This is a genomic window from Candidatus Desulfosporosinus nitrosoreducens (assembly GCF_030954495.1).
GTDB lineage: Bacteria > Bacillota > Desulfitobacteriia > Desulfitobacteriales > Desulfitobacteriaceae > Desulfosporosinus > Desulfosporosinus nitrosoreducens.
Window position 1 is genome coordinate 19,350 of the sequence record NZ_JAVHUW010000050.1, and the last position, 20,622, is coordinate 39,971.

18 protein-coding genes are annotated in these 20,622 nt (G+C 41.3%); 3 read left to right on the top strand and 15 right to left on the bottom strand.

Annotated elements, in window-relative coordinates; translation table 11 throughout:
• Nucleotides 1-366: 366 nt before the first annotated feature.
• From REC12_RS11860 to REC12_RS11905, 10 genes are all read right to left on the bottom strand, one after another.
• Entirely contained in the window at nucleotides 367-4,494 is a 4,128-nt protein-coding gene (locus REC12_RS11860; protein ID WP_308894675.1) for a response regulator, read from the bottom strand.
• Nucleotides 4,495-4,973: 479 nt separating this feature from the next.
• A complete protein-coding gene (locus tag REC12_RS11865; RefSeq protein ID WP_308894676.1) occupies nucleotides 4,974-5,432 on the bottom strand; it encodes a redoxin domain-containing protein in 459 nt (152 codons plus the stop codon).
• Nucleotides 5,433-5,528: 96 nt separating this feature from the next.
• Nucleotides 5,529-6,449: a SufB/SufD family protein gene (locus REC12_RS11870; RefSeq protein WP_308894677.1), complete on the bottom strand. Its 921-nt coding sequence runs from the start codon at nucleotides 6,447-6,449 to the stop codon at nucleotides 5,529-5,531.
• The gene (locus tag REC12_RS11875; protein WP_308894678.1) at nucleotides 6,430-7,182 is read right to left on the bottom strand and encodes an ABC transporter ATP-binding protein; all 753 of its coding nucleotides are present in this window, start codon (nucleotides 7,180-7,182) and stop codon (nucleotides 6,430-6,432) included. The genes REC12_RS11870 and REC12_RS11875 overlap by 20 nt, the downstream gene beginning before the upstream one ends.
• 428 nt (nucleotides 7,183-7,610) lie before the next feature.
• Nucleotides 7,611-8,810, bottom strand: coding sequence for a glucose-1-phosphate adenylyltransferase (locus tag REC12_RS11880; protein WP_308894679.1), 1,200 nt, complete (start codon nucleotides 8,808-8,810; stop codon nucleotides 7,611-7,613).
• Nucleotides 8,811-9,088: 278 nt separating this feature from the next.
• Nucleotides 9,089-9,958 (bottom strand): 2-oxoacid:ferredoxin oxidoreductase subunit beta, encoded by an 870-nt coding sequence (locus tag REC12_RS11885; protein ID WP_308894681.1) that lies wholly within the window; start codon nucleotides 9,956-9,958, stop codon nucleotides 9,089-9,091.
• Complete coding sequence (locus REC12_RS11890; protein ID WP_308894682.1) at nucleotides 9,951-11,639, bottom strand: 2-oxoacid:acceptor oxidoreductase subunit alpha; 1,689 nt, start codon at nucleotides 11,637-11,639, stop codon at nucleotides 9,951-9,953. The genes REC12_RS11885 and REC12_RS11890 overlap by 8 nt, the downstream gene beginning before the upstream one ends.
• A 319-nt stretch (nucleotides 11,640-11,958) precedes the next feature.
• Nucleotides 11,959-12,348 (bottom strand): hypothetical protein, encoded by a 390-nt coding sequence (locus REC12_RS11895; protein WP_308894683.1) that lies wholly within the window; start codon nucleotides 12,346-12,348, stop codon nucleotides 11,959-11,961.
• Nucleotides 12,349-12,461: 113 nt separating this feature from the next.
• Nucleotides 12,462-12,929 carry a response regulator gene (locus REC12_RS11900; protein WP_308894684.1) on the bottom strand — a complete coding sequence of 156 codons (468 nt, stop codon included), beginning with the start codon at nucleotides 12,927-12,929 and terminating at the stop codon, nucleotides 12,462-12,464.
• 51 nt (nucleotides 12,930-12,980) lie between these two features.
• Nucleotides 12,981-13,562, bottom strand: a complete 582-nt coding sequence (locus tag REC12_RS11905) for a flavodoxin family protein (RefSeq protein ID WP_308894753.1) — start codon at nucleotides 13,560-13,562, stop codon at nucleotides 12,981-12,983.
• Nucleotides 13,563-13,895: 333 nt separating this feature from the next.
• Here REC12_RS11905 and REC12_RS11910 point away from each other — a divergent pair, with 333 nt between their 5' ends.
• Nucleotides 13,896-14,186, top strand: coding sequence for a hypothetical protein (locus REC12_RS11910; protein ID WP_308894686.1), 291 nt, complete (start codon nucleotides 13,896-13,898; stop codon nucleotides 14,184-14,186).
• A gap of 197 nt (nucleotides 14,187-14,383) precedes the next feature.
• Here REC12_RS11910 and REC12_RS11915 read toward each other — a convergent pair whose 3' ends face one another.
• A complete protein-coding gene (locus REC12_RS11915) occupies nucleotides 14,384-14,761 on the bottom strand; it encodes a winged helix-turn-helix transcriptional regulator (RefSeq protein WP_308894688.1) in 378 nt (125 codons plus the stop codon).
• Between the two features lie 501 nt (nucleotides 14,762-15,262).
• Here REC12_RS11915 and REC12_RS11920 point away from each other — a divergent pair.
• Nucleotides 15,263-15,628 carry a peptidoglycan-binding protein gene (locus REC12_RS11920; protein WP_308894690.1) on the top strand — a complete coding sequence of 122 codons (366 nt, stop codon included), beginning with the start codon at nucleotides 15,263-15,265 and terminating at the stop codon, nucleotides 15,626-15,628.
• Between the two features lie 126 nt (nucleotides 15,629-15,754).
• Here REC12_RS11920 and REC12_RS11925 read toward each other — a convergent pair whose 3' ends face one another.
• The 3 genes from REC12_RS11925 to REC12_RS11935 form a co-directional block, all read right to left on the bottom strand.
• Nucleotides 15,755-16,678 (bottom strand): homocysteine S-methyltransferase family protein, encoded by a 924-nt coding sequence (locus REC12_RS11925; protein ID WP_308894691.1) that lies wholly within the window; start codon nucleotides 16,676-16,678, stop codon nucleotides 15,755-15,757.
• A 90-nt stretch (nucleotides 16,679-16,768) separates the two neighbouring features.
• Nucleotides 16,769-17,113, bottom strand: coding sequence for a hypothetical protein (locus REC12_RS11930; protein WP_308894693.1), 345 nt, complete (start codon nucleotides 17,111-17,113; stop codon nucleotides 16,769-16,771).
• A 176-nt stretch (nucleotides 17,114-17,289) separates the two neighbouring features.
• The gene (locus tag REC12_RS11935; protein WP_308894694.1) at nucleotides 17,290-18,162 is read right to left on the bottom strand and encodes a class I SAM-dependent methyltransferase; all 873 of its coding nucleotides are present in this window, start codon (nucleotides 18,160-18,162) and stop codon (nucleotides 17,290-17,292) included.
• 111 nt (nucleotides 18,163-18,273) lie between these two features.
• On the opposite strand from REC12_RS11935, the gene REC12_RS11940 reads away from it, so the two are divergent.
• Nucleotides 18,274-18,906 (top strand): TetR/AcrR family transcriptional regulator, encoded by a 633-nt coding sequence (locus REC12_RS11940; protein ID WP_308894696.1) that lies wholly within the window; start codon nucleotides 18,274-18,276, stop codon nucleotides 18,904-18,906.
• Between the two features lie 73 nt (nucleotides 18,907-18,979).
• Here the strand turns inward: REC12_RS11940 and REC12_RS11945 are convergent, their stop codons facing one another.
• Nucleotides 18,980-20,350 (bottom strand): 8-oxoguanine deaminase, encoded by a 1,371-nt coding sequence (locus REC12_RS11945; RefSeq protein ID WP_308894698.1) that lies wholly within the window; start codon nucleotides 20,348-20,350, stop codon nucleotides 18,980-18,982.
• Nucleotides 20,351-20,622 lie beyond the last annotated feature (272 nt).

Genomic DNA, 20,622 nt, shown 5'->3' on the forward strand with positions numbered 1-20,622 from the left:
CCATTATTATGACATTTTTCTTTTATTTAAGTGATTTCATAATGTTTATCCGATGACTAAGCCGCTCTAAGACTCCCGCTTTGGCAAGCGGTAGTCAAGAGCGGCTAAGTCCCTGGATAAGGGCGACTAAGATTCAGTTGGAATATAACTCCGCCTGAATCAAGTCTGCTTTATCCGATGACTAAGCCGCTCTAAGACTCCCGCTGCTGCAAGCGGTGAGTTAAGAGTTTCCCTCCGTCTTGAAAACGAATGAACACCCGCTTATTTTTTAGTTAATGATAACAAAAAAAAAATGCCATTTTATTATGACATTTTTCTTATAAATAAAGTTATCACCCTGCCGTTTTCTTTGCATCACATAACGTACTACAGTTCATCAATTATTTTGAACATTTCTGCAAAGTCGACAGGTTTGCTAATATAATCATCCATACCGGCTTCAAGACATTTTTCTTTGTCACCCAGCATAGCATTTGCCGTCATAGCGATAATTTTGGTATGCTTGCTGCCTTCGGCTTCTCTGATCTTCTTGGTGGCTTCATACCCATCCATAACAGGCATCTGACAATCCATAAAAACTATATCGTAGTCTTTTTTCAGTATTACTTCATAGGCTTCTTGTCCATCCATGGCAACATCACAGGTCAGGCCGCGGGATTTAAATGTTGCTAAAACGACTTTACGATTCACTTCGTTGTCTTCAACAAGTAATATTTTGGGTTTGAGTACACTCTGATTTTCATTATGAGTATATTTTGTGACAATTTGCTGGCTATTCTCCGGATCTTGTTCCAAACCTAAGACGATAGACATACAATTAAGTAACTCATCTCTTCTGACCGGTTTCGTAAGATACCCTGAAAAGCCTTGTTCTCGCGCCCTAGCAGCATCACCCATTTGGGCAACAGAGGTTAATAATATTAATCTCAAGTCCTTGGTAGCGGGAATCATATTTAAAGCTGTGGCCAAATCAAAACCATTTATTCCAGGCATATGATAATCTACCAGAACAAGCTGTATCTTGTTGTTTTCTGAATAGGCATTATTTATGATGGCAGATAGTGCTTCATCACTGGATTTGGCTTCCATCACTTTACAGCCTGCATCTTCAAGATATGATCTGACTATTTTGCGATTGTTATCATTATCGTCCACAATACAAACATTGACGTTATTTAAGCTGACATACTTATCGCAGGCAGCTTTCTTATTGAGAATTTCAAATTTTGCCGTAAAGTAAAATTTAGAGCCCTGGCCTGGCACACTATCCAGACCGATGGTTCCCTTCATGATCGTTACGAGTTCTTTAGTTATAGCAAGGCCCAGTCCTGTTCCTCCATATTTCCTCGTTGTTGAGGCATCAGCTTGGGCGAAGGGCTGGAAAATCCTTTCAGCGTCCTCTTTTTGGATACCAATCCCAGTGTCCCTAACCTCAAATCTAATCGTTGCCAAACCATTTGTTTCTTCAACTGTTTCGACAACAATCGATATTTCTCCATTTTCAGTAAACTTCAAAGCATTAGAGATAAGATTACTTAATATTTGTTTAAGTCTTGAGGGATCCCCACTCACTTCATCCGGTACGTTTGCTTTTATTTGCGTGTATAGTTCGAGATGTTTTTCATAAGCAGTTGGTATAAACAAGGATATTGCATCCTCGATAGTAGTTCTTAGGTTAAAGTTCAAGGTTTCCAAAGTGAGTTTTCCAGACTCTATTTTGGATAAATCCAAAATATCATTAATAAGGTGCAGCAATGTTTCGGAAGAAGATCTTACCTCACGAACATACTCCCGTTGCATCTGTGACAGCTGGGAATGATTTAATAATTCCAGAAACCCAAAAATGCCGTTCATAGGTGTTCTGATTTCATGGCTCATATTGGCAAGGAATTGACTTTTGGCTTGGTTTGCTGCTTCGGCGGCTCTTTTTGACGCTTGTAATTCTAAGGCTGTCCTTTGATGGTCTGAAATTTCTTCCTCAAGTGTCGCATTGGTTTCTTCTAATTCAGCATTCATTTCTTCTAATTGAGCATTCATTTCTTCCAATTCATAATTCATTCGCTTTATTGCTGCTTCAGCTTTTTCACGTTCGTCTTCCGCTTTCTTCTTTTCCGAAATGTCATTACTCATAAGAAGATAACCAATGGGATTCCCCGCAGAGTCGTCACGGCGCGTGACAACAACGCTGGCAATAAAACGCGAGTTATCTTTCCGAACGCGCTGAAGCTCACCTTCTGCTAAGCCCTGCTCATAAGCCAACTTCAACAGTTTAGCCGCCTCACCCGCTTGGAGGTCTTCGGGTGTATGGAGGATGCTTGAGTCCTGGCCGATAATCTCTTCTGCTGTATAGCCGTAATTTCGCATCGCTCCCTCGTTCCAGGAGAGTATCCGGCCCTTTAAATCTTTACCGATGATAGAATACTTTGTTGAACTTTCCAAAATATTATTAAGGTATTCCTTGGTCTCCGAGAGTTCATGCAAGGTTTCTTGTAATTCTAAGGTTGTTTCCCGATGCTCATGAATTTCTTCTTCCAGAGTAGCATTTGTCTCTTCCAGAAGCCTGTTTGTTTCCAGAAGTTGTTTATTAAGATTTTTAATATTATCTTCTGCCTGCTTTAGATGAGTGATATCACGGGCTGTTATTACTGATCCAACGATAACGCCATTCTCATCTTTTATCGGACCAAAGCTATAGCTGCCGATCCAAGTCTCCCCGGTATCTCTCCTCCGCAGTGTATATTCGGCATTGCTGATTGATTCACCCCGCAAAGCTCTCGGTACAGCCAACCCCTCTAAAGCCGCCGGCTTGCCGTCTGCTGTAAAAACATCGAGTATATCCGGGTACTTGCTCAGAGTTTTCAAGCATTCATCTTTGCTCCTGAACTTATGGAAGGTAGCGAAGGCCTCGTTGAAATTGATCAAATTGCCCTCGGCATCAGATATGAAGACGGCATCTGTCATGCTTGCCAGAGCTGATTCCAGTTTGGCTTGGCTTTCCCGCTCCTGTTTGACTTGTTCTGTGATATCTCTAATGCAAAGAATAGCTTCTTTAACCAGACCATCATTTCCTATAATAGGGCTTCCATTTATGCTGGCATAAATCTTTTTGTCAGGCCGGACAATTGTTAAAATATAATTATCAAAACTACCTTGATTGATTATCCTAAAAGCCGGCAAATCAGTCTTTGGGATCTCTTCACCATCAAGACCATAATAGTACTTGTTATTTTTTAAGGAATCCCCGGCATTTAGTTTTGATTCCGGACAATAAAAGAAATCTTCCGCAGACTGGTTCAAGAAGGTTATTTTTAATTCATGATCAACAACCTCCAAGCCATCAGACATACTTTTAATAATTGCTTCTAACCGTTCTTTTTGTTGTTTGTTTTCTGCCTCAGTTTTCCTAAGCGCTTCTTCAGCTTTTTTCTCTTCGATAATATCAATTCCCAGAACGGTAATTCCTTCCGCCGAAGGAAATGCAGCCATTCTATAATACGAATCAGTATATTGCCCGCTCACTTCGAAGCGTGTTATCGCCCTTGTGTTCATTGCCGCACGAAAGTTCTTTTCAAATAGTGTTCCTTTATATTTCGGTAAAACATCCCAAATGTTAGTTCCGATTAAATCCTTAGGTTCCTTACCGATTCTGGAAGTGAATTGATGGTTAGCAAAAACAAAGTTAAAATCAAAGTCAAGAACATAAACATCATCTCGTATACTGCTTAAAATATCATTAATTTTCTTATTTTGAAATTCAATAATCTTTACCTGCTCTTCAATTTGAGTCTTATATACAACTCTTTCTGTTACTTCCGTGCAAGTTTGAAAGATATATTTAAGCTTTTTACCTGAAAATATCGGAACTACGGAACCATCCCAATAGGTAATTCCTCTTTCATAGTGATTATATTTAAATTCATTATAGTAACTAGGCATACCGGTTTTTAGAATAGACAAAAATAACTCTTCAGAATTACTGCCTTCAAATCCAGGCCTGCTTTCCCACAAGGACAAACCTAGGCATTTTTCCATGGTATTACAGGATTGATCCATGAAATCAAGATATTTGTGATTTGCTTTCAGCAAAATTAAATCCGGTACACTGTAAACGGAACAACCCACGTTATTATCTTTGAATAATCGTTCTTCAAAAATGAGTTTATCATCGAGCCTGGAATTTTGCTTTTCCACAACAGTATAAGTATAATTTTCTGCATTCTGATCCTGTAAAACAGATATTATAACTTCCCTTACTTCTAAGGATTTTGTGAATATGTAACACTCTAAATTATTTTCCGGGTCAATTTGCGCCAACATCTTTGGTGATAATCTTAAGAGCTTGGTAAACACTTCCGAGATATCCTTATTTTCAAGTTCATCTTTTGAATATCCGGTGAGCTCAAGAAAGCCATTACCTATGTGAGTCACCCTGGAGGCGGAGGATATTATGTACGAGTTATCTTTAGAATCAATGTTACTTAGTTCAGTTAACAATTTGAATTTCCCCTCTCTCCAAAACGACTTAGTTTAATTGATTAGTCAAAGAGATTAATAAAGAAGACTTGATTCAGGTGGAATTTTAACTCCCTCTGAAGCTTAGTCGCACTTAGCCAGGGACTTAGCCGCTCTTAACTCACCGCTTGCCGAAGCGGGAGTCTTAGAGCGGCTTAGTCAGCGGATAAATGGCCAAATCTTTGGGTTTCTGTAAGTTTTTATAAATTATAGCTGTTATGTGGTTAGATCTTTTAAACTATAAGGGGATGATTTTATTTAATTTTTTATAGTAAATTATTATAACATTATTTGCTCGACATAGCACCCCAGTTAGGTGAGTGAACTCCGAGCACCCTATGGCAGGCGATATCCGAAGACGAAAGGCGTGTTTATTAAAATAAAAAGAAAATGCCATAATAATGACATTTTCTTTTTATTTTAAGACTTTTTTTATTTAAGTTTTAAACTTCAAAGCAGGTTCATCTTAATTGCTGAATAACCTCATTAACATCTGGGAGTTGATGTATATCGTAAATTTTAACCCAACAGATTTTACCGTTTTCATCAATAATCACATTTGCCCGCTCAGAAAACCCTTCCAGTTCACGAAACAAACCATATGCTTTGGCAACTGCTCCATGAGGCCAAAAATCCGAGAGTAATTTGAGATTGGCAATTTTAAGTTCCTTGGCCCAGGCATTTTTGGAAGGAACCGGATCAACACTTAACCCCAAGGGAACCGTACCAAGTTCTTCAAATCGTGCATAATTAGTTTCTAATGATTTCATCTGTTCAGCACATACACGAGTCCAGGCTAAAGGATGCCAGGAAAGCAATACTTTTTTGCCGGTATAATCACTTAAGCCAAGCATATTGCCTCGATTATCCTGCAAATTAAAAACCGGGGCAGTTGCTCCAATCATTATTGAATTTTCCATTTTTTGTGCCTCCTATTTTTTTACTTACTATCTTTTGTCCGCTAATAACAGTTTCATACATCTGAACAGAACATTTTACTTCATGGAGTTTTAATTCTACTTAAGAAATCCGCTGAGGATGACATCTTCCGCCTCGGACTCTGAGAATCCTAACGACATCAATTTAATTAATTGTTCGGATTCGATTCTGCCAATTGCGGCCTCATGTATGAGCTGCGCATCACTATGATAGGCAGAAATCTTTGGGATGGAATGAACCTGGGCATTATGCATAATAATTGCATCGCATTGAATATGACCACGCCCTTTATTCCGCCCAACCAAATCAAAATTGAATTCTTGCTTCGAATTGTCCTGTGCAACAGAGCGCGAAATAATCTGGGCCGAAGAATTCGCTCCTAATATTTCGACGCTTATGTTGGATTCTGCTTCTTGATCTTTATTTGTTAAGAGTCGTTCGGTGACCACTAGCCTAGCTTCACTCATAAGCCGAATTTCCGTATCTCTTTTCGTACGGTCAATGCCCTTGATCTGAATAAGTTCGAGTTCGATAGTAGAACCTTCTTCTGCCTCAATAAAAGTCCTAGGATTTAAAATTCTCTGCCCCTGTCCTTCACCCTGTCCATAATGCTTTTCGACATACTTTAGTTTAGCGCCTTTTCTCACAAAAAAATTGTGTATTCCGTCATGCTGTGAAGCGTTAGTCCCTGGATTATGGATTCCACAGCCGGCAACGACCAGCACGTCCGAGTATTCTCCAATTTCAAAGGTATTATAGACAACATCATTGATATTATCTGCTGTCACAATAACCGGAATATGGACACTTTCTCCGACTGTAAAGGGCTTTACGATCACATCAATTCCAGACTTATCTGCTTTAGTGACGATGTCTATATTAGCAGTTGTATTTCGCTGTACCCCTGCTCCATTTTTTCGGATATTAAAAGCTCCTTGAGGTATTTCGTGGAGATCGGCCACTTTCTCCAGCATCAGCCTATCTAATGCATTCAACATTCTGACCAACCCCTTTCTCACAATTATTTTTACACTCACAATTATTGGGATTCAAGATTCTAGCAAGAAGTAAATTCTTTTCGGATTGCTTACTGATCACGCCTCCGGCTATCAAAATTATTTCATCTGCCAGCTGCATTATTCGCTCCTGGTGGGAAATGATGACAATCGTTGTATCATATTTCTGATTAATATTCTTAAACGTTTCTGCAAGTTTCTGAAAGCTCCATAAATCAATCCCTGCTTCTGGTTCGTCAAAAACCGCCAGCTTTAGATTGCGAGCCAGCACAGTAGCAATTTCGATCCTTTTCATTTCTCCCCCAGAGAGACTGGCGTCCACATCCCGTTCGAGATAGTCTTGGGAACACAAGCCAACATTAAAGAGCAGATCACAAATATTTACTTTTTCAGGATTATGGGAGGCTGCCATATTAAGTAGTTCTTTCACTTTGATGCCTTTAAAACGAGGGGGATTCTGAAAAGCATACCCAATCCCCAGACTAGCTCTTTGGCTGATTGTCATCGCAGTAATGTCTTGCCCATTCATCAGAATTTTACCTAAGGTGGGACTATATACCCCCATAATAATTTTGGCTAGAGAAGACTTTCCACCGCCATTGGGCCCCGTGACAACGTATATTTTTTTGTTGTCAAATTTCAAATTTATGTCCTTTAGAATCTGAACTCCGTCCTTTCCTTCAAGTTCTAAAGATACATTCTGAATTTCGAACATTACCCTTCCCCCTCTGTTATTTGTGAGTTTCAGGAAATTTCTTAAATTTACATATATTCGTTCTACTCCTTTTGAGACTAATAGATAAAAACGCCATTATGATGGCATTTTTATTACATTGAAAGAGCTATATTTTTTCAGAGTTTTAATTGGAAAATGATGCCACATGGCTCATAACCTGAGGGCATTAAAATCATATCCGCTCCTCCGTAAATTTTATGAGCCAGTTTATTAGCGTATTCTAGCTTTCAGGCACCCACACCATAAAATGTGTCCCCTCAAGCCATCCCTTTCTGTGATATGGGCACCAAATTTGCAGTAACTACAAAACAGTTCTCCCCTATCAAAAAAGGCAGAGTTCATGCTGATCAAGAAAAGACTCTATTTCCATAAACATAACATCCTTATTCTAATGGCCGAATAATGCCTTAAATAGCCCATGGCCAGGTTCCATTCATACACTCCCCTATAATTGAACCTTCAGAAACTTTTTGATAATCCTTAATAACTGTAATCCTTTCATGGTCCTGATGGATACTTTCCCAAGCACCAACGATACAGTTGTTCATAATTTCAGCATTTTCTCCGACAATCGTTTTATAGAGGCGTGATCCTGTTTGAATCTTGGCAAAGGGTAATAAAATTGAATCTTTAATTTGAGCACCTTTTCCAACATAAACCCCTGGAGCAAGAATTGAATTCCTTACTTCGCCATGAACAATACAGCCTTTACTGACGAAACTATTTTCCACTTTTGCTGTAAAACCAAATGAGCTTGGTGATAGGCTATCTTCATTCGAAAATATCCTGGATTTCGAATCAAAATTATTAAGGAAATGATCCTTATGTAAGGAATCCATATTGGCATGATAATAGCTTTCGATTGTCCCCACATCCCGCCAGTAACCCTGAAACTTATAGGCGTAGACTTTTTTCCCGTGCTTTAGTTGCTGAGGGATAATGTTCTTACCAAAGTCATGCTGAGACTGAAAATTTCCTTCATCTTCAAGTAAAGCCTGTTTAAGGGTTGACCAGTTAAAAATATAGACTCCCATTGAAGCAAGATTACCTTTGGGTTGAGATGGTTTTTCTTCAAACTCTGTGACCCGTTGATCTTCATTTAGAGTTAAAATACCAAATCGGGAAGAGTCCTCTCGGGGCACCTCAACTGTTGCTATGGTTATTTCTGAATTCTTCATTTTATGAAACGCTAACATCTGGGAATAATCCATTTTGTAGATATGATCTCCGGAAAGAATAATCACATATTCGGGATCGTACAAATCAATAAACTCAAAATTCTGGTAAACGGCGTTGGCGGTTCCGCTATACCTGGTTTCTCCTTGTTCATTGGGAATAGGGGGAAGTATATTCACTCCGCCGTATGGGTTAGCTAAATTCCATGCTGAGCCCAAACCGATATAAGAAATAAGCGATAACGGTTCATATTGAATAAGAACCCCAACCGTGTTAATCTTTGAATTTGTACAGTTACTTAAGGTAAAGTCAATAATTCTATAGTTTCCGTAGAAGGAGACCGCAGGTTTAGCCCGTTTCTCAGTTAGACCACCTAGCCTGATCCCTTCCCCACCTGCTAATAGCATTGCCACACATTCTTGCTTGTACATCCTCGTACCCCCTTCTCTTATTCTTGGTTAATGCAATCTCCCTCAATCCCATAATCAGACAGATTCGCCTATTTATATAATCCGGCTTTTTGAAGTTCCGAGATTTATCCCCAACTTCCGGCCGGTTTGTTGCTGCCAATATTTTTCTATTTTGGCCCGTCTCCAGTGTGTCCTGGTTTTTGCTTGTCTTAAGTAAATGCTAATAAAAAAAAATGCCATTATTATGACATTTTTCTTATATTCGAGATATTTTTTAATATTATTTTAAATATAAGTCGCTACTCCAGCTCTTTCATAAACCTCTCGGCATCGCGCGGTTCCCAGACCCGGTCGACGAGTGGCGGCCGATCAGATAGCCAATAAAGACGTTCTTGGAACGTTTGTTTTTGCACACGGTAAAATATGCCGATTGGTATCTTTTCTCCCCATTCCTGGGCTAGCTCCATTGCCTTACTCAGATTGCCGGTATCAAACTCCTCTGTTAATTCATAAACCCGCTCCGCGTACCAACGGTAAGTGTTAACTTTATTAAAACTGACGCAGGGTTGAAGAATGTCAATCAAGGCATAACCGGGATGTTTAATAGCCTCTTTCATTAGCTTGATGAGGTGTTCCTGGTGTCCGCTGAACCCCCGCCCCACAAAAGTAGCTCCGGCTGCCAGGGCTAACATGAGCGGGTTAAGAGGTTGATCCAAATTACCTTTCGTCTGAATTCCGGTCATCTGTCCCAAAGCTGTTGTGGGTGAAGCCTGTCCCTTGGTTAAACCATAAATCTGATTATCATGGACAAAATGGGCTATGTCCACATTGCGCCGGATATTGTGAATAAAATGATTCCCACCTTCACCATAAGTATCTCCATCTCCGGAATGCACAATAACCGTTAATTGCGGATTGACGATTTTAGCCGCTACCGCCGGGGGTAAAGCACGCCCGTGCAAGCCGTTAAAAACATTGGTTCGCAGATAATGAGGGAGTTTGGCTGCCTGGCCTATGCCTGATACCAGCAAAATTTCTTCCGGCCGCTTGTTTAATTCCAACAAAGCCGTCTTGATTGCCCTCAGAATGGCAAAATTCCCGCAGCCCGGGCACCAGGCGATTTCGTCATCGGAATCAAACAGCTCTTTTATAAGCTCATCTTTAGACATTTGCCATGACCTCCTTTACTTTCGCTGAGATATACTGGCCGCTCATGGGCCTGCCGTCATAGCGCAGGATACTGTATTGACAAACCAGCAGGGCTTCTTGGCGGATTAAAGCTGCCAATTGGCCGGTGGCATTCTGCTCCACGTTTATCATGGTTTTAACTTCGGGATACAACTCCTTAAGCAGCTTCGTCGGCAATGGGTAAATATCTCCGAAGATTAAGGCCCCAATAGAGTAATCTGCTTGCAGAAGTTCGATTGCTTCACGCACCGGCCCGGCAGATGAACCCCAAGCCAAGAGCAGGATCTCAGGCTTAGTCTGTCCGATAAACCATGGTTCCCGAACCTCATTCTTAAGATTCTCCCAGCGCTGCAGCCGTGATTTCGCCATGGCTAAACGTACGTCTGCCGCTTCTGTAATATGCCCGGTCTCAGTGTGCTCATCACTATCCGCGATGACGACCTGTGATCCGCATCGACCAGGAACTAAACGAGGGGAAACCCCGTCCTCTGTCAATTTATAGCGCTGATAAGCTTCCTGTTGCTGCCAGACTTCTTTACCGGCTAAAGCACGTTCAATGGTCAAAAGGGAAAAATCAAAAGGAGGAATCGTCTGATAATAATCCCCTAAATATTGATCGCCAAGCAAAATCACCGGCATCTGGAATTTATCGGCAATATTGAAGGCCCGCACAGTTTGATAAAAAGCATCTTCCGGATCACGCAAAGCAATAATCATTCTTGGAAATTCGCCATGGGAAGCCGTTAAGACAAAACTCAGATCGCCTTGTTCGGTGCGTGTAGGAAAACCTGTCGCCGGACCCGGGCGCTGAATATCGGCTATTACGAGTGGCGTTTCCGTCATTGCTGTCAGGCCCAGTCCTTCAACCATCAAGCAAAGCCCTCCGCCGGATGTTGCAGTCATGGCACGGGCGCCGGCATAGGATGCCCCAATCGCCATATTGATAGCAGCTATTTCATCTTCGGCCTGCTCTACCACAATCCCCGCCTCTTCCATCTTGCCCGCTAAATAAGTCATAATCCCTGTTGAGGGAGTCATAGGGTAGCCTGAATAAAAACTAACCCCTGCAGCCAAAGCCCCCAGGCCAATGGCTTGGTTACCTGTTACCATAATTCTCGGCTGAGCTTCCGGAAATTCGACCTTGAAGCGGGATTGGGTCAAATTGTAACCAAATTCCAAAGCCCGCCGGTTCATCTCAAATATCTCCTCTTTAAACAGGCTGCTTAGCACCGGCCAGATCTTAGCAAGCTCGAAATCAAACAACCTCAAAATAGCACCTACGGCTACAATTCCTTCCGTTACTATGTTACCTGCCTCGGTGGCCTTGGCCTTCAACGGAAGCCAAAAAGCCTCGCCTTTACTTATCGCCCCACTGTTACTCTCGTCACTAACCAGAACACCTCGCGGAGAAAGCTGTGCGGAATGCAGCTCTACGGTTGTAGAATCAAGCGCCAGGATAACATCGATATCCTCGCGATGGGAGTATAGCGGCCGATCCGCAAAACGAAGCTGCTGGAAATTGTGTCCGCCTCTTACACGGGACATATAATCTTTGTAGGAAAATACTTCGACACCTAGTTTTTTGAGGATTTGTTCCAGCACTTTTCCGGCTGTATCAATTCCTTGGCCGGCAGCGCCACCCACTAATATGTTGAAATCCAAATTAATCACCTCGTTACTTCAATTTATTAAATAAGCCCCTTTGTTCTCTTAAGTAATGCCTAACCGTACGTTGTAAATACCTCTATTTATCTAAAATGATAATATAGAAAAATGCCATTATCATGACATTTTTCTCGCAATTTGATCTTACTTCTTAATCAGGTGCAAACACCTTTGCATATAGGTTCAAAAAAGAGCTGTTTTTATCCCGTTTCCAACCAGGAGCTTTTGTAAACACAAAAGCCTCTTCCGCCATCCCTGGCAGAAGGGGCTCCGTTTTTCGTGTATCCCGTTTACAGCAGAGGCTGAGTGCTGACTGTTATCTCAGAAACTTAACAGTCGTATCAGGTAAATATTTCCACGAGGTAGTAAATAGGTTGTTAATAAATTCCTGTTCATCGTTTAACATTTGTTCTAAGACACTTTTATCAACAATTACATACGGTCTAATAATTCCTAACGGAACGTGCAACTCCGACGCTAAAACTCCGTATTCGATATCCCGAATTTGCAGACCATCCAAATGAAATGTGTATTCACCAACAGTGCCTCCGTTTTCTGTAACCCTCATCCCAATCCTATTATTATTCCCGGCTAGGTACTTTTCTGCCAGACCAAGAATATGAGGATGTTTTTGTAATAGACTATCAACCAATCTCTTACGCATAGGAATAATCTTTTCTTTAACTAGGGTATCTACTTCATTCATCTAACCACATCCTGTCTTATAATTTCAAGCTTTGTTCTATGCAGCTATTCTTTACCTTTTTTCAACCATTCGGCGACTTCGATAGTTCTTTTTGCCTGATGGCAAACGCATTTTCATTTACGACTTGAACCTCTGCAAGTGTTCCCTTCAGCCCACTTCTCAACAATAGCGTAAAATTCCTTTGTTTCAATAGGTTTTGTTAAGTAATCATCCATTCCAGCATTGAGACATTTTTCCCTATCTCCTTCTAAGGTGTTAGCAGTCAGAGCAATAATAGGTATGCGAGTACTACTGTTACTCTCTAATTGTCTTATTGTTCCCGTTGCCTTGAAACCGTCTAATATCGGCATCTGGCAATCCATTATGATTACTTCAATTTCCCGTTTCTGATAAATATCAATAGCAACTTTTCCGTTCTCTGCCAATAAAACCTCCCATCCTTTTTTAATTGCTATTTTTTCCATCACCATTCTATTGATCTCATCATCCTCCACAATTAGCAATTTCAACGGCTTAATCAGGCTAGTATTATCTGTAGTATTATCTGTATTTTTAACTATGTTCTTCTCTGTTTTATTCACTGCCCTCAAACCCCTCCAAATTAGTTAAAAAATAGTTAGTCAGATCTAAATCTACCGTAAAAGCAACGCTTGTGCAGCCTTCCTTACATCTTCCAAGGCTGTAGGATGATCCATGATCTCTCCGGCCCGATCAACACCACTGTAAAGACAGGCTTGATCATATTTTATTTCTAACATATGAAAAAATGTTTGAATAGAACGTTCGGCACACTTGAATACATCTGGTTTTTTAGTACCGGCGGCTGATAGGAAAAGTCCTCTGCGCTCGGATTTAAATGAATTGATTAAAGGAAGATTAAGAACGTATTTACGAGCCCAAAGCACCTGCATGCGGTCAATTAAAATCTTCGTTTGAGCATTTACTCCCATCATAAAAATTGGAGCAGCTATAATAATCCTATCTGCAGAGATCAGCTTTTCCTGAAGTTTTGGCACATCGTCTTTGATTACGCATACCCCGCTAATCGAACAAGCATTACAGCCTTGACAGGGATTTATTTTTAGATCAGAAAGATAAATGAGCTCTAAAGTCTGACCCTCGCCCATTATAGTTTCTTTTGCCTCTAATAGTAACCGGGCAGTGTTGCCACTGCGCCGAGGGCTGCAAGCAATTCCAAGTACTGATAACGGCATGTAATCCCCAACTCCCTTTTTCATAATCCAAGGCGTTATAATTTGTCCCAACCATAGGAGCCAAAGGCAACTGCGAGTTTGTCTTTGTTATAAATATAATAATTTGAAAAAATGATATTATAATGACATTTTCCTATTATTTAAGTTCAATTTAAAATTGGCATTAAAATATCTTTTCCCTGATATTTTGCTTCTATCATTTTATATGCCTGTAATACCATTACTAATAAAAATATAAGTTACTTATAAATTTCCTAATATATTTTCAGGCTTTAGTTGTTTAGTTATACTTTAGCCATGAAGAAAACCAAACTATTATCTGGAGGAATTAATATGAGTGTAAAAGCATACTTAGAAATCACAATGGTGATTGACGGTGCCAATCGTCCGGCAGCAGTAAAGGTCTATACAGATTATCGGCAACCTTTCTTAGATCAAATCAAAGGAGCGCTTACTAAAGAGCTTCTTGTCCGAGACGAAGATGTCCAGGTTCTTCATGGTTTTGACAGCGTCGAAAATGCCAGGGCTTATCTTGACAGCGACATGTTTAAAAATGATGTTTTTGTTGGCTTAAAGCCGCTTTGGAGTGTTAACCCTGATGTGAAAATCTATAGTGTCGCTTAAGCAGAGAAGTTTCTGCAAGAACTAACTTTATACTGATGAACAATATTTCTGCTCTCAGGAATAATGTTAAACGGCGGTTTGAGATTTACATCAAAGCCGCCGTTTTATTATGAAATTCAAATTAAGACAGATAGATTCAGAGAGCAATCTCATGATATAGGAACTATTTCATGAGCTGTGGCTCACATGCCTTTATATTACAGCTTGTCACAGGTTCGGCACGGGGGCAATTTTTTATCCAAATTCCCACCTGTGTGCTGATTTGACCATTGGCAAATGCTTTGGAGAATTGGCAGTGCCGATTTACCTTTTTCAGTAAGAGTATATTCTACTTTAGGCGGAATTTCATTATATTGTTTACGAAAGATAATTTCATCTGCCATCATTTCTTTTAGCATCGCGGCGAGTACGGGATCGGTAATATTGCTGAGTTCCTTTTTGATTTCATTGTATCTCATGACATCTTTAGTCGATAATATGCAAATTATCCTTGATTTCCACTTTCCTCCGAAAATATCAAGACCGTACTCGAGGGGACACATGATTTCCTTTACTAATTTGGGCTCATATTTCATTATTTTTCCTCCAACTTAAGCCTATCATTTTATCACTAACTATATCAAACAAAAGTAACTATGTAAATTTAAGTAATAATATTATATGAAGGTATCTCTCACTGTCCTTGCTCCATCCTTTAACTGACCGGCAAGAGGTCTGTAACTTTCAAGGTTAGTGAAGTCATCCTATGCACATTGGACCCCAATATCGGAAACAATCTAACTGCAATTTGATGATAAAATTGAGAAAACACAGAAATGACCCGCTTAACGAGCAGCTTTTAACTGACTTTTTCCCTGCTACATCTGATATTAGAGTATCATATACGAAAACTTTCATGCTATCACCACACTGGGTCTTATTCAATTACGCTTCACCATCAGGGGTTATTTCTTCTTAACCATAGCAAGGCGCAACCGGCGCAGCGATTTAGCAATAAGAACTTTTAGAACGTATCGAAACATTGTACACGCATCGCACATAAAATAAAACGATAAATCATAAAAAGGGTGATGTTTGTGCAGTATTTGAAAATCGGCTCCCGAGGAAGCGATGTCGCGGAAGTACAGTACTTTTTGCAGCAATGGGGCTATGATCCCGGCCCAACCGATGGTATTTTCGGTCCAAGAACAGATCAAGCCGTCAGACAGTTTCAAAGTGCTCACGGTTTAGTGGTTGATGGTATTGTCGGGCCGGTTACATACCAGGCCCTCCGGTCTGATTTACCCGGTACTATGACATACACCGTCAAACCCGGAGATACCTTGTACTCAATCAGCGTCAGCTATGGGATCTCTATCGACGCGCTTATTGCCGCCAATCCAGGTGTAGACAGCAGGAACCTCCAAGTCGGACGGCGGCTGAGAATTCCGGTCAGTCGCTAGACTGGCTAATTTGGAGATAGGGACACCATTCAGTAACTCCACTCCCACGGAACACAAGTGCGAATTTCCCCGCTCCAGGTTTTTCTGTACTTGACTGCTCCCGGCAGTGGTTTACTTTCAAAACATTTATTGCCTCAAATGTAGAGCAATTTGGTCTATATGAGTATTATCAGTTCCACAACACCCACCGGCAATTTTTAAGGAAATTAATTCTCTTAGCTTAGATACGGCCCACGCTAATTCAATAGGATTAGAGCATATTAATTCAGCAGAATTATCCAATTCTTCGGGTGATAGCGCCGAAGTATTGGCTTGAATTCCATGAAACCGGCTTTTTACTAAAGGCGTTTTATTAAAATCATAGCTTAAAGCTTTGAACAAAATTGTCGGATGTATACAGTTGGTCATATAGCAAACCGGCTTTTGATTAACGCTATTATCTATCTGTAAAATTGCATCGTTTATTGTTGTGCCATCAGGCAATTTTCCATTATCTCCAAGCATAAAACTAATAATATAAGGTAACACAGTTTGTTCCATTGCTTTTGCCATGCCAATTGCTTCTGATAAAGAGGGCATAATTCCGGCAAACAGAAAATCGACCCCGGCTTTCATAAATAGGTCAGCCTGCCAAGAATGAAATTCTTGAGCTTCATCTACTTGTAATATTTCGGTTGCTTTATAGGCGTCCCCTTTACACCCCATTAATCCGCCAATGTATATTTCGTGATCAGAAGTATCTCGTAGTTGCTTTAAAAGAGAGACGTTGTCAAGAACGATTGTTTCACTAAACCCCGCTCTAAATACACGCTCTTTATTGGCACGCCGTGTTGGTGTCGTGGCGATAAAGGGGAGGTTATATTTTTGGGCTATGTCAATATATTGGTTCCATAATTCGGCAAGTGCTTCTTTTCCCCCTTTTCTGTAAATAATGTCAGCCAAAGCTACGATATCATTGAAAGGCATATTATACTCTCTCTTCAGCCTTTCGCCCAAGGCCCCCTCCATTAAAATAATTGAACTTCTTTTATAGCAAGAAACAAAACTCACTTTCTCAGCCCCTCCACCATTAAGTTGAGCAGGCAAACCCTACGAATTATCAAGCAAATATCTGGTTTGCCCTCTGAGTTAAACTCATCGTCATTCGTTATCCAGCCAGATTTCAGTATTATTTTCATCGCTTGCTCTTATTGCCCATACTTTAGAACCATCGGCCAAAATCGAAAAGTTAAGTCTCGTTGCTTTAAAATGCTCTTTGGAAAAATTCCCTTTTAAGGATACCAAAAACATAGGCTGATGGATACCATCGGTTAAATCCGGATTAATACGCGTTATTTCAGGATGACTTTCGCCATATCGTTCAGAAATCTGTTGAACTGAATTCAGCGGGGGGCCTGTGGTTGGCCCTTTATTTTTTGAACAACCCAGAGTTGTAAACAAAAAGACAATCGTAAGCAATATTAATAATCTCTTTTTTAGATACATCTAAAAACACCCCTATCCGTATAGCATCATTATACTATTTGGACAGGGGTGTTTCCGCTTTTTTCTGCAGTCTGAACAGAACGTTCAAGAAGATGTTTGGCTTTTTCCTCCAAATCACTGTGGATCAAGTACCTCTATACCCTTTTTTGCCTAAGGAAAATATTATATCATCGAAATCAGGCGGTTAAAATCAATGTTTTGGTCACTCGCAATAGCTTAAGCACTCTTTCGCGGTTGAGGTTCAGAGAAGCGATTGAAGTCAACTCATCTATAACACTTGTATGGGGATATTCCTCGATAGCAAATCCTGCCTTGCTGAAAAATTGCCGCATATCATCTTCGTCCACAAAAGTATTGTTTTCAATGTCACTGCCGGTGGCGCCGGATATATTTCTGATCCGTTGCTGCACGCAGTTCTCGTCGTCTTGGGCAATACGCTGCCAAGACTGTTTGCTGCTCACATCCGGGGTAATCCATATTCCGCCATATTCTTTAAGCAGAGCATGGATATTCGCCGCCAGAGTTTCTTTCTCCGCCCGGGTAAGGTAGGAAAGCAAACCCTCAGTGATGACAGCAATGGGCCTGCCGGACTGAAAAGGCGAGGCTGCCTGCAACAGCTCATCCCGCTCAAGGGCATTGACAACCCGGAAATAGAGGTTAGGACGTTGGCTGGGCAGCTTTGCCAATATTACCCCGGCAAGCGTCTTTATCTGCGCTAAAATCTGAGGCAAATCAGTGGCTACATAAACAACGCCGGGATTTTCCGTCAGGGCAAGGCCACGGGGTGAAAGGCCGGCGGCAAGCTCCAAAACTTGTGTGATCCGGCGCTGGGCAATAATCCGGTTGGTTGCCTTGTAGCGCGCCTCCCAGATGGGGGTGAGCTGGATTACTGACTCAGCGCTCTCGCCTGCCAGTGCTTGAAAGTCTCTCTCCGCCTGGCTCTCCTCCGCTATCTCTTTGGCATACGGGATGTCGGTATACGTTCTGATATGCGCCACATACCTGGCTGTGGGACTGATTTTTTCATTGCCTTCCTGTCTGCTCATCATTACTGCCTCCCCTTACTCCTGATGTTTGATAATAGTGTAAGGGCGAATTATACTTAAAACAATCAACAAAAACAGCAATGTGTTGCATAATGAGACAAGGAGGAACTATTGATGCCCAAACACACCGATTTACGGGTGAGATATACTCGTTCAATCTTAAGGGATGCTCTGATCGATTTGATTAACGAGAAGGGTTTCGATGCGGTCACAGTGGGGGATATTGCCGAACGGGCAATGGTCAATCGGGCCACCTTCTATAGACATTATCAGGATAAATACGCCCTGGTCGAGAGCATATTTCAGGAGACAGTCGACACGATGCTCAACGAGTTTGGTCCGCCGGCTGAGGATATAGAGACCTTCATCAAACTCGACAGCGCTTTTGAATCGGGCTGGACAAAGCTATTTGAGCACTTTGCCAGGTATGACCGCTTATACCGGGCCATGCTTGGCAGTCGGGGCAGCAACTGGTTTAAAGCACACATGATTAACTCGATAGCGGAACTTTATAAAAAACGTGAGTCGCCGCTGATCCTGCAACTCATGGCCTCCAAAAAGATGGATATACCACCCGAGGTCATCAGTTCGTGGTTTGCCGGTTGGCTTGTAAGCGTGCTGACCTGGTGGCTGGAAAACGACATGAAGTATTCTCCCCAGCAAATGGCCTCCTGGAATCGGCAGCTTATGGCTCAGGGGCTTCATTCAACACTGGGTATAAGCGATGCTTTATCCGGCAATTTGTAAAGGCTCAGTGCTTAGCAAAGTGGCTTCTTGACCTTAGCAAGGCGCAGCAGCAGGTGATTTGGTTCGCTGCCGTCTAGCTTACGTTTTTCCGATGGTATTCTACGATATCACTGGCAATTTTATGAGCAGTCTTCCCTACTTCCTGGGAATCCAGGGTTAAAAGAACTCCATCTTTAACAATTATTTTGCCGTTCACAATCGTCATTTTGGTCAGACTTGAGTTTCCCAAACATACCAGGGACACCAGAGGATCATGACATCCCGCATACTCAATGCCATTGAGATCAAAAAGAATGATGTCTGCCGCTTTTCCCGTGTCAAGCCTTCCCGTATCCTTGCGTCCCAGGACATCGGCTCCGCCGCGTGTTGCAACTTTTAAGATTTCGTAGGCATTGAGACCTTCTGTTCCATATTTGAGGTGATTCAAAAGATAGGCCCTTCTCACTTCTTCCCACATATTAGAGCCATCATTACTCGCGCTTCCATCGACTGCAATACTCAGCTTTCCCCCGGATTTAACAATGTCCGATGTTCTGCATATCCCGCTGTTCAACTTCATATTGGAAGAAGGACAATGAGCGATCCCCGAACCTTTGAGGTTAACCACTTCGTTATCATTGAAATATATGCCGTGGGCAAACCAGACATCCGGTCCCAGCCACTCCAATTCTTCCATCAATTCATACGGTCTTCTGCCAAACTTACTTAGGCAAAAAGCCTCCTCATCCATGGTTTCGGCAAGATGAGTGTGCATCATGACGCCTCTTTTTCGGGCAAGTTCTTTAGTTTCAGTCATGAGCTTTTTGGTCACTGAAAAAGGGGAACACGGTGCAAGAGCTATTCTGAGCATGGAGAAGTCACTTGCGTCATGGTATTGGGAGATCAGCCTGTCACTGTCCTCCAATATCTGGCTCTCAGTCTGGATGACAGTCATGGGAGGAAGCCCTCCCTGATCCTTGCCAAGGGACATAGAACCTCGCGTTGCATGAAATCTTATTCCAATATCCTTAGCTGCTTTAATTTGATCGTCTATCAAGGTTCCCGGCTGATTGTTGGGGAAAACATAATGGTGGTCGGATGTTAATGTGCAACCTGTTCTCAATAATTCGCTGAAACCTACCAAAGCACTGTAGTACACCGCTTCCGGGGTTAGATGCTTCCAAAATTCATAGAGTCCGATAAGCCATGGGAAAAGAGGTTTCTCCTGCACCTCCTTGATCCCTCGAAACATGGTCTGATATAAATGGTGGTGAGTATTAACAAAGCCAGGCAAAGCAACTAAGCCGGTACAATCGATCACTTCGGTTTCTTCAGATGCGGCAAGCTCTTTCCCTATCCTCTCAATCTTAGATCCTTCAATCAGAAGATCTGTTTTTTGAAATATCTCGTCTCTGTCGTTAAATGTAAAAATATGGTCGATGTTTTTTAATAATAACTTACTCATTTAAATCCTCCCTTAAGTGTTAAAAATAAAAAACAAAAAAACCACTCAAACGTATTTCAAGTGGTTAACGTACACTATTACTTCCGAAAAGTTTTAACTTCATAATATCCTAATTATAAATCAATAAAATACTTTTTTCAATATCGGTTTAAGCGCTACTTCAAATACAACATATTAGTTCAGGGAATGACTTGGACCTTTCCTTAGGTTGCCCCCTGATTTAAATTGACAAATAATGTTACAGTGCTATACTAAAAGCGTATTATCCGAAA

Excerpts from the sequence above, each read along its gene's own strand:
- REC12_RS11865 (WP_308894676.1), bottom strand. The coding sequence starts at position 5,432 with ATGGAAAATTCAATAATGATTGGAGCAACTGCCCCGGTTTTTAATTTG.
- REC12_RS11870 (WP_308894677.1), bottom strand. The coding sequence starts at position 6,449 with ATGTTGAATGCATTAGATAGGCTGATGCTGGAGAAAGTGGCCGATCTC.
- REC12_RS11875 (WP_308894678.1), bottom strand. The coding sequence starts at position 7,182 with ATGTTCGAAATTCAGAATGTATCTTTAGAACTTGAAGGAAAGGACGGA.
- REC12_RS11880 (WP_308894679.1), bottom strand. The coding sequence starts at position 8,810 with ATGTACAAGCAAGAATGTGTGGCAATGCTATTAGCAGGTGGGGAAGGG.
- REC12_RS11885 (WP_308894681.1), bottom strand. The coding sequence starts at position 9,958 with ATGTCTAAAGATGAGCTTATAAAAGAGCTGTTTGATTCCGATGACGAA.
- REC12_RS11895 (WP_308894683.1), bottom strand. The coding sequence starts at position 12,348 with ATGAATGAAGTAGATACCCTAGTTAAAGAAAAGATTATTCCTATGCGT.
- REC12_RS11905 (WP_308894753.1), bottom strand. The coding sequence starts at position 13,562 with ATGCCGTTATCAGTACTTGGAATTGCTTGCAGCCCTCGGCGCAGTGGC.
- REC12_RS11910 (WP_308894686.1), top strand. The coding sequence starts at position 13,896 with ATGAGTGTAAAAGCATACTTAGAAATCACAATGGTGATTGACGGTGCC.
- REC12_RS11915 (WP_308894688.1), bottom strand. The coding sequence starts at position 14,761 with ATGAAATATGAGCCCAAATTAGTAAAGGAAATCATGTGTCCCCTCGAG.
- REC12_RS11930 (WP_308894693.1), bottom strand. The coding sequence starts at position 17,113 with ATGTATCTAAAAAAGAGATTATTAATATTGCTTACGATTGTCTTTTTG.
- REC12_RS11935 (WP_308894694.1), bottom strand. The coding sequence starts at position 18,162 with ATGATGAGCAGACAGGAAGGCAATGAAAAAATCAGTCCCACAGCCAGG.
- REC12_RS11940 (WP_308894696.1), top strand. The coding sequence starts at position 18,274 with ATGCCCAAACACACCGATTTACGGGTGAGATATACTCGTTCAATCTTA.
- REC12_RS11945 (WP_308894698.1), bottom strand. The coding sequence starts at position 20,350 with ATGAGTAAGTTATTATTAAAAAACATCGACCATATTTTTACATTTAAC.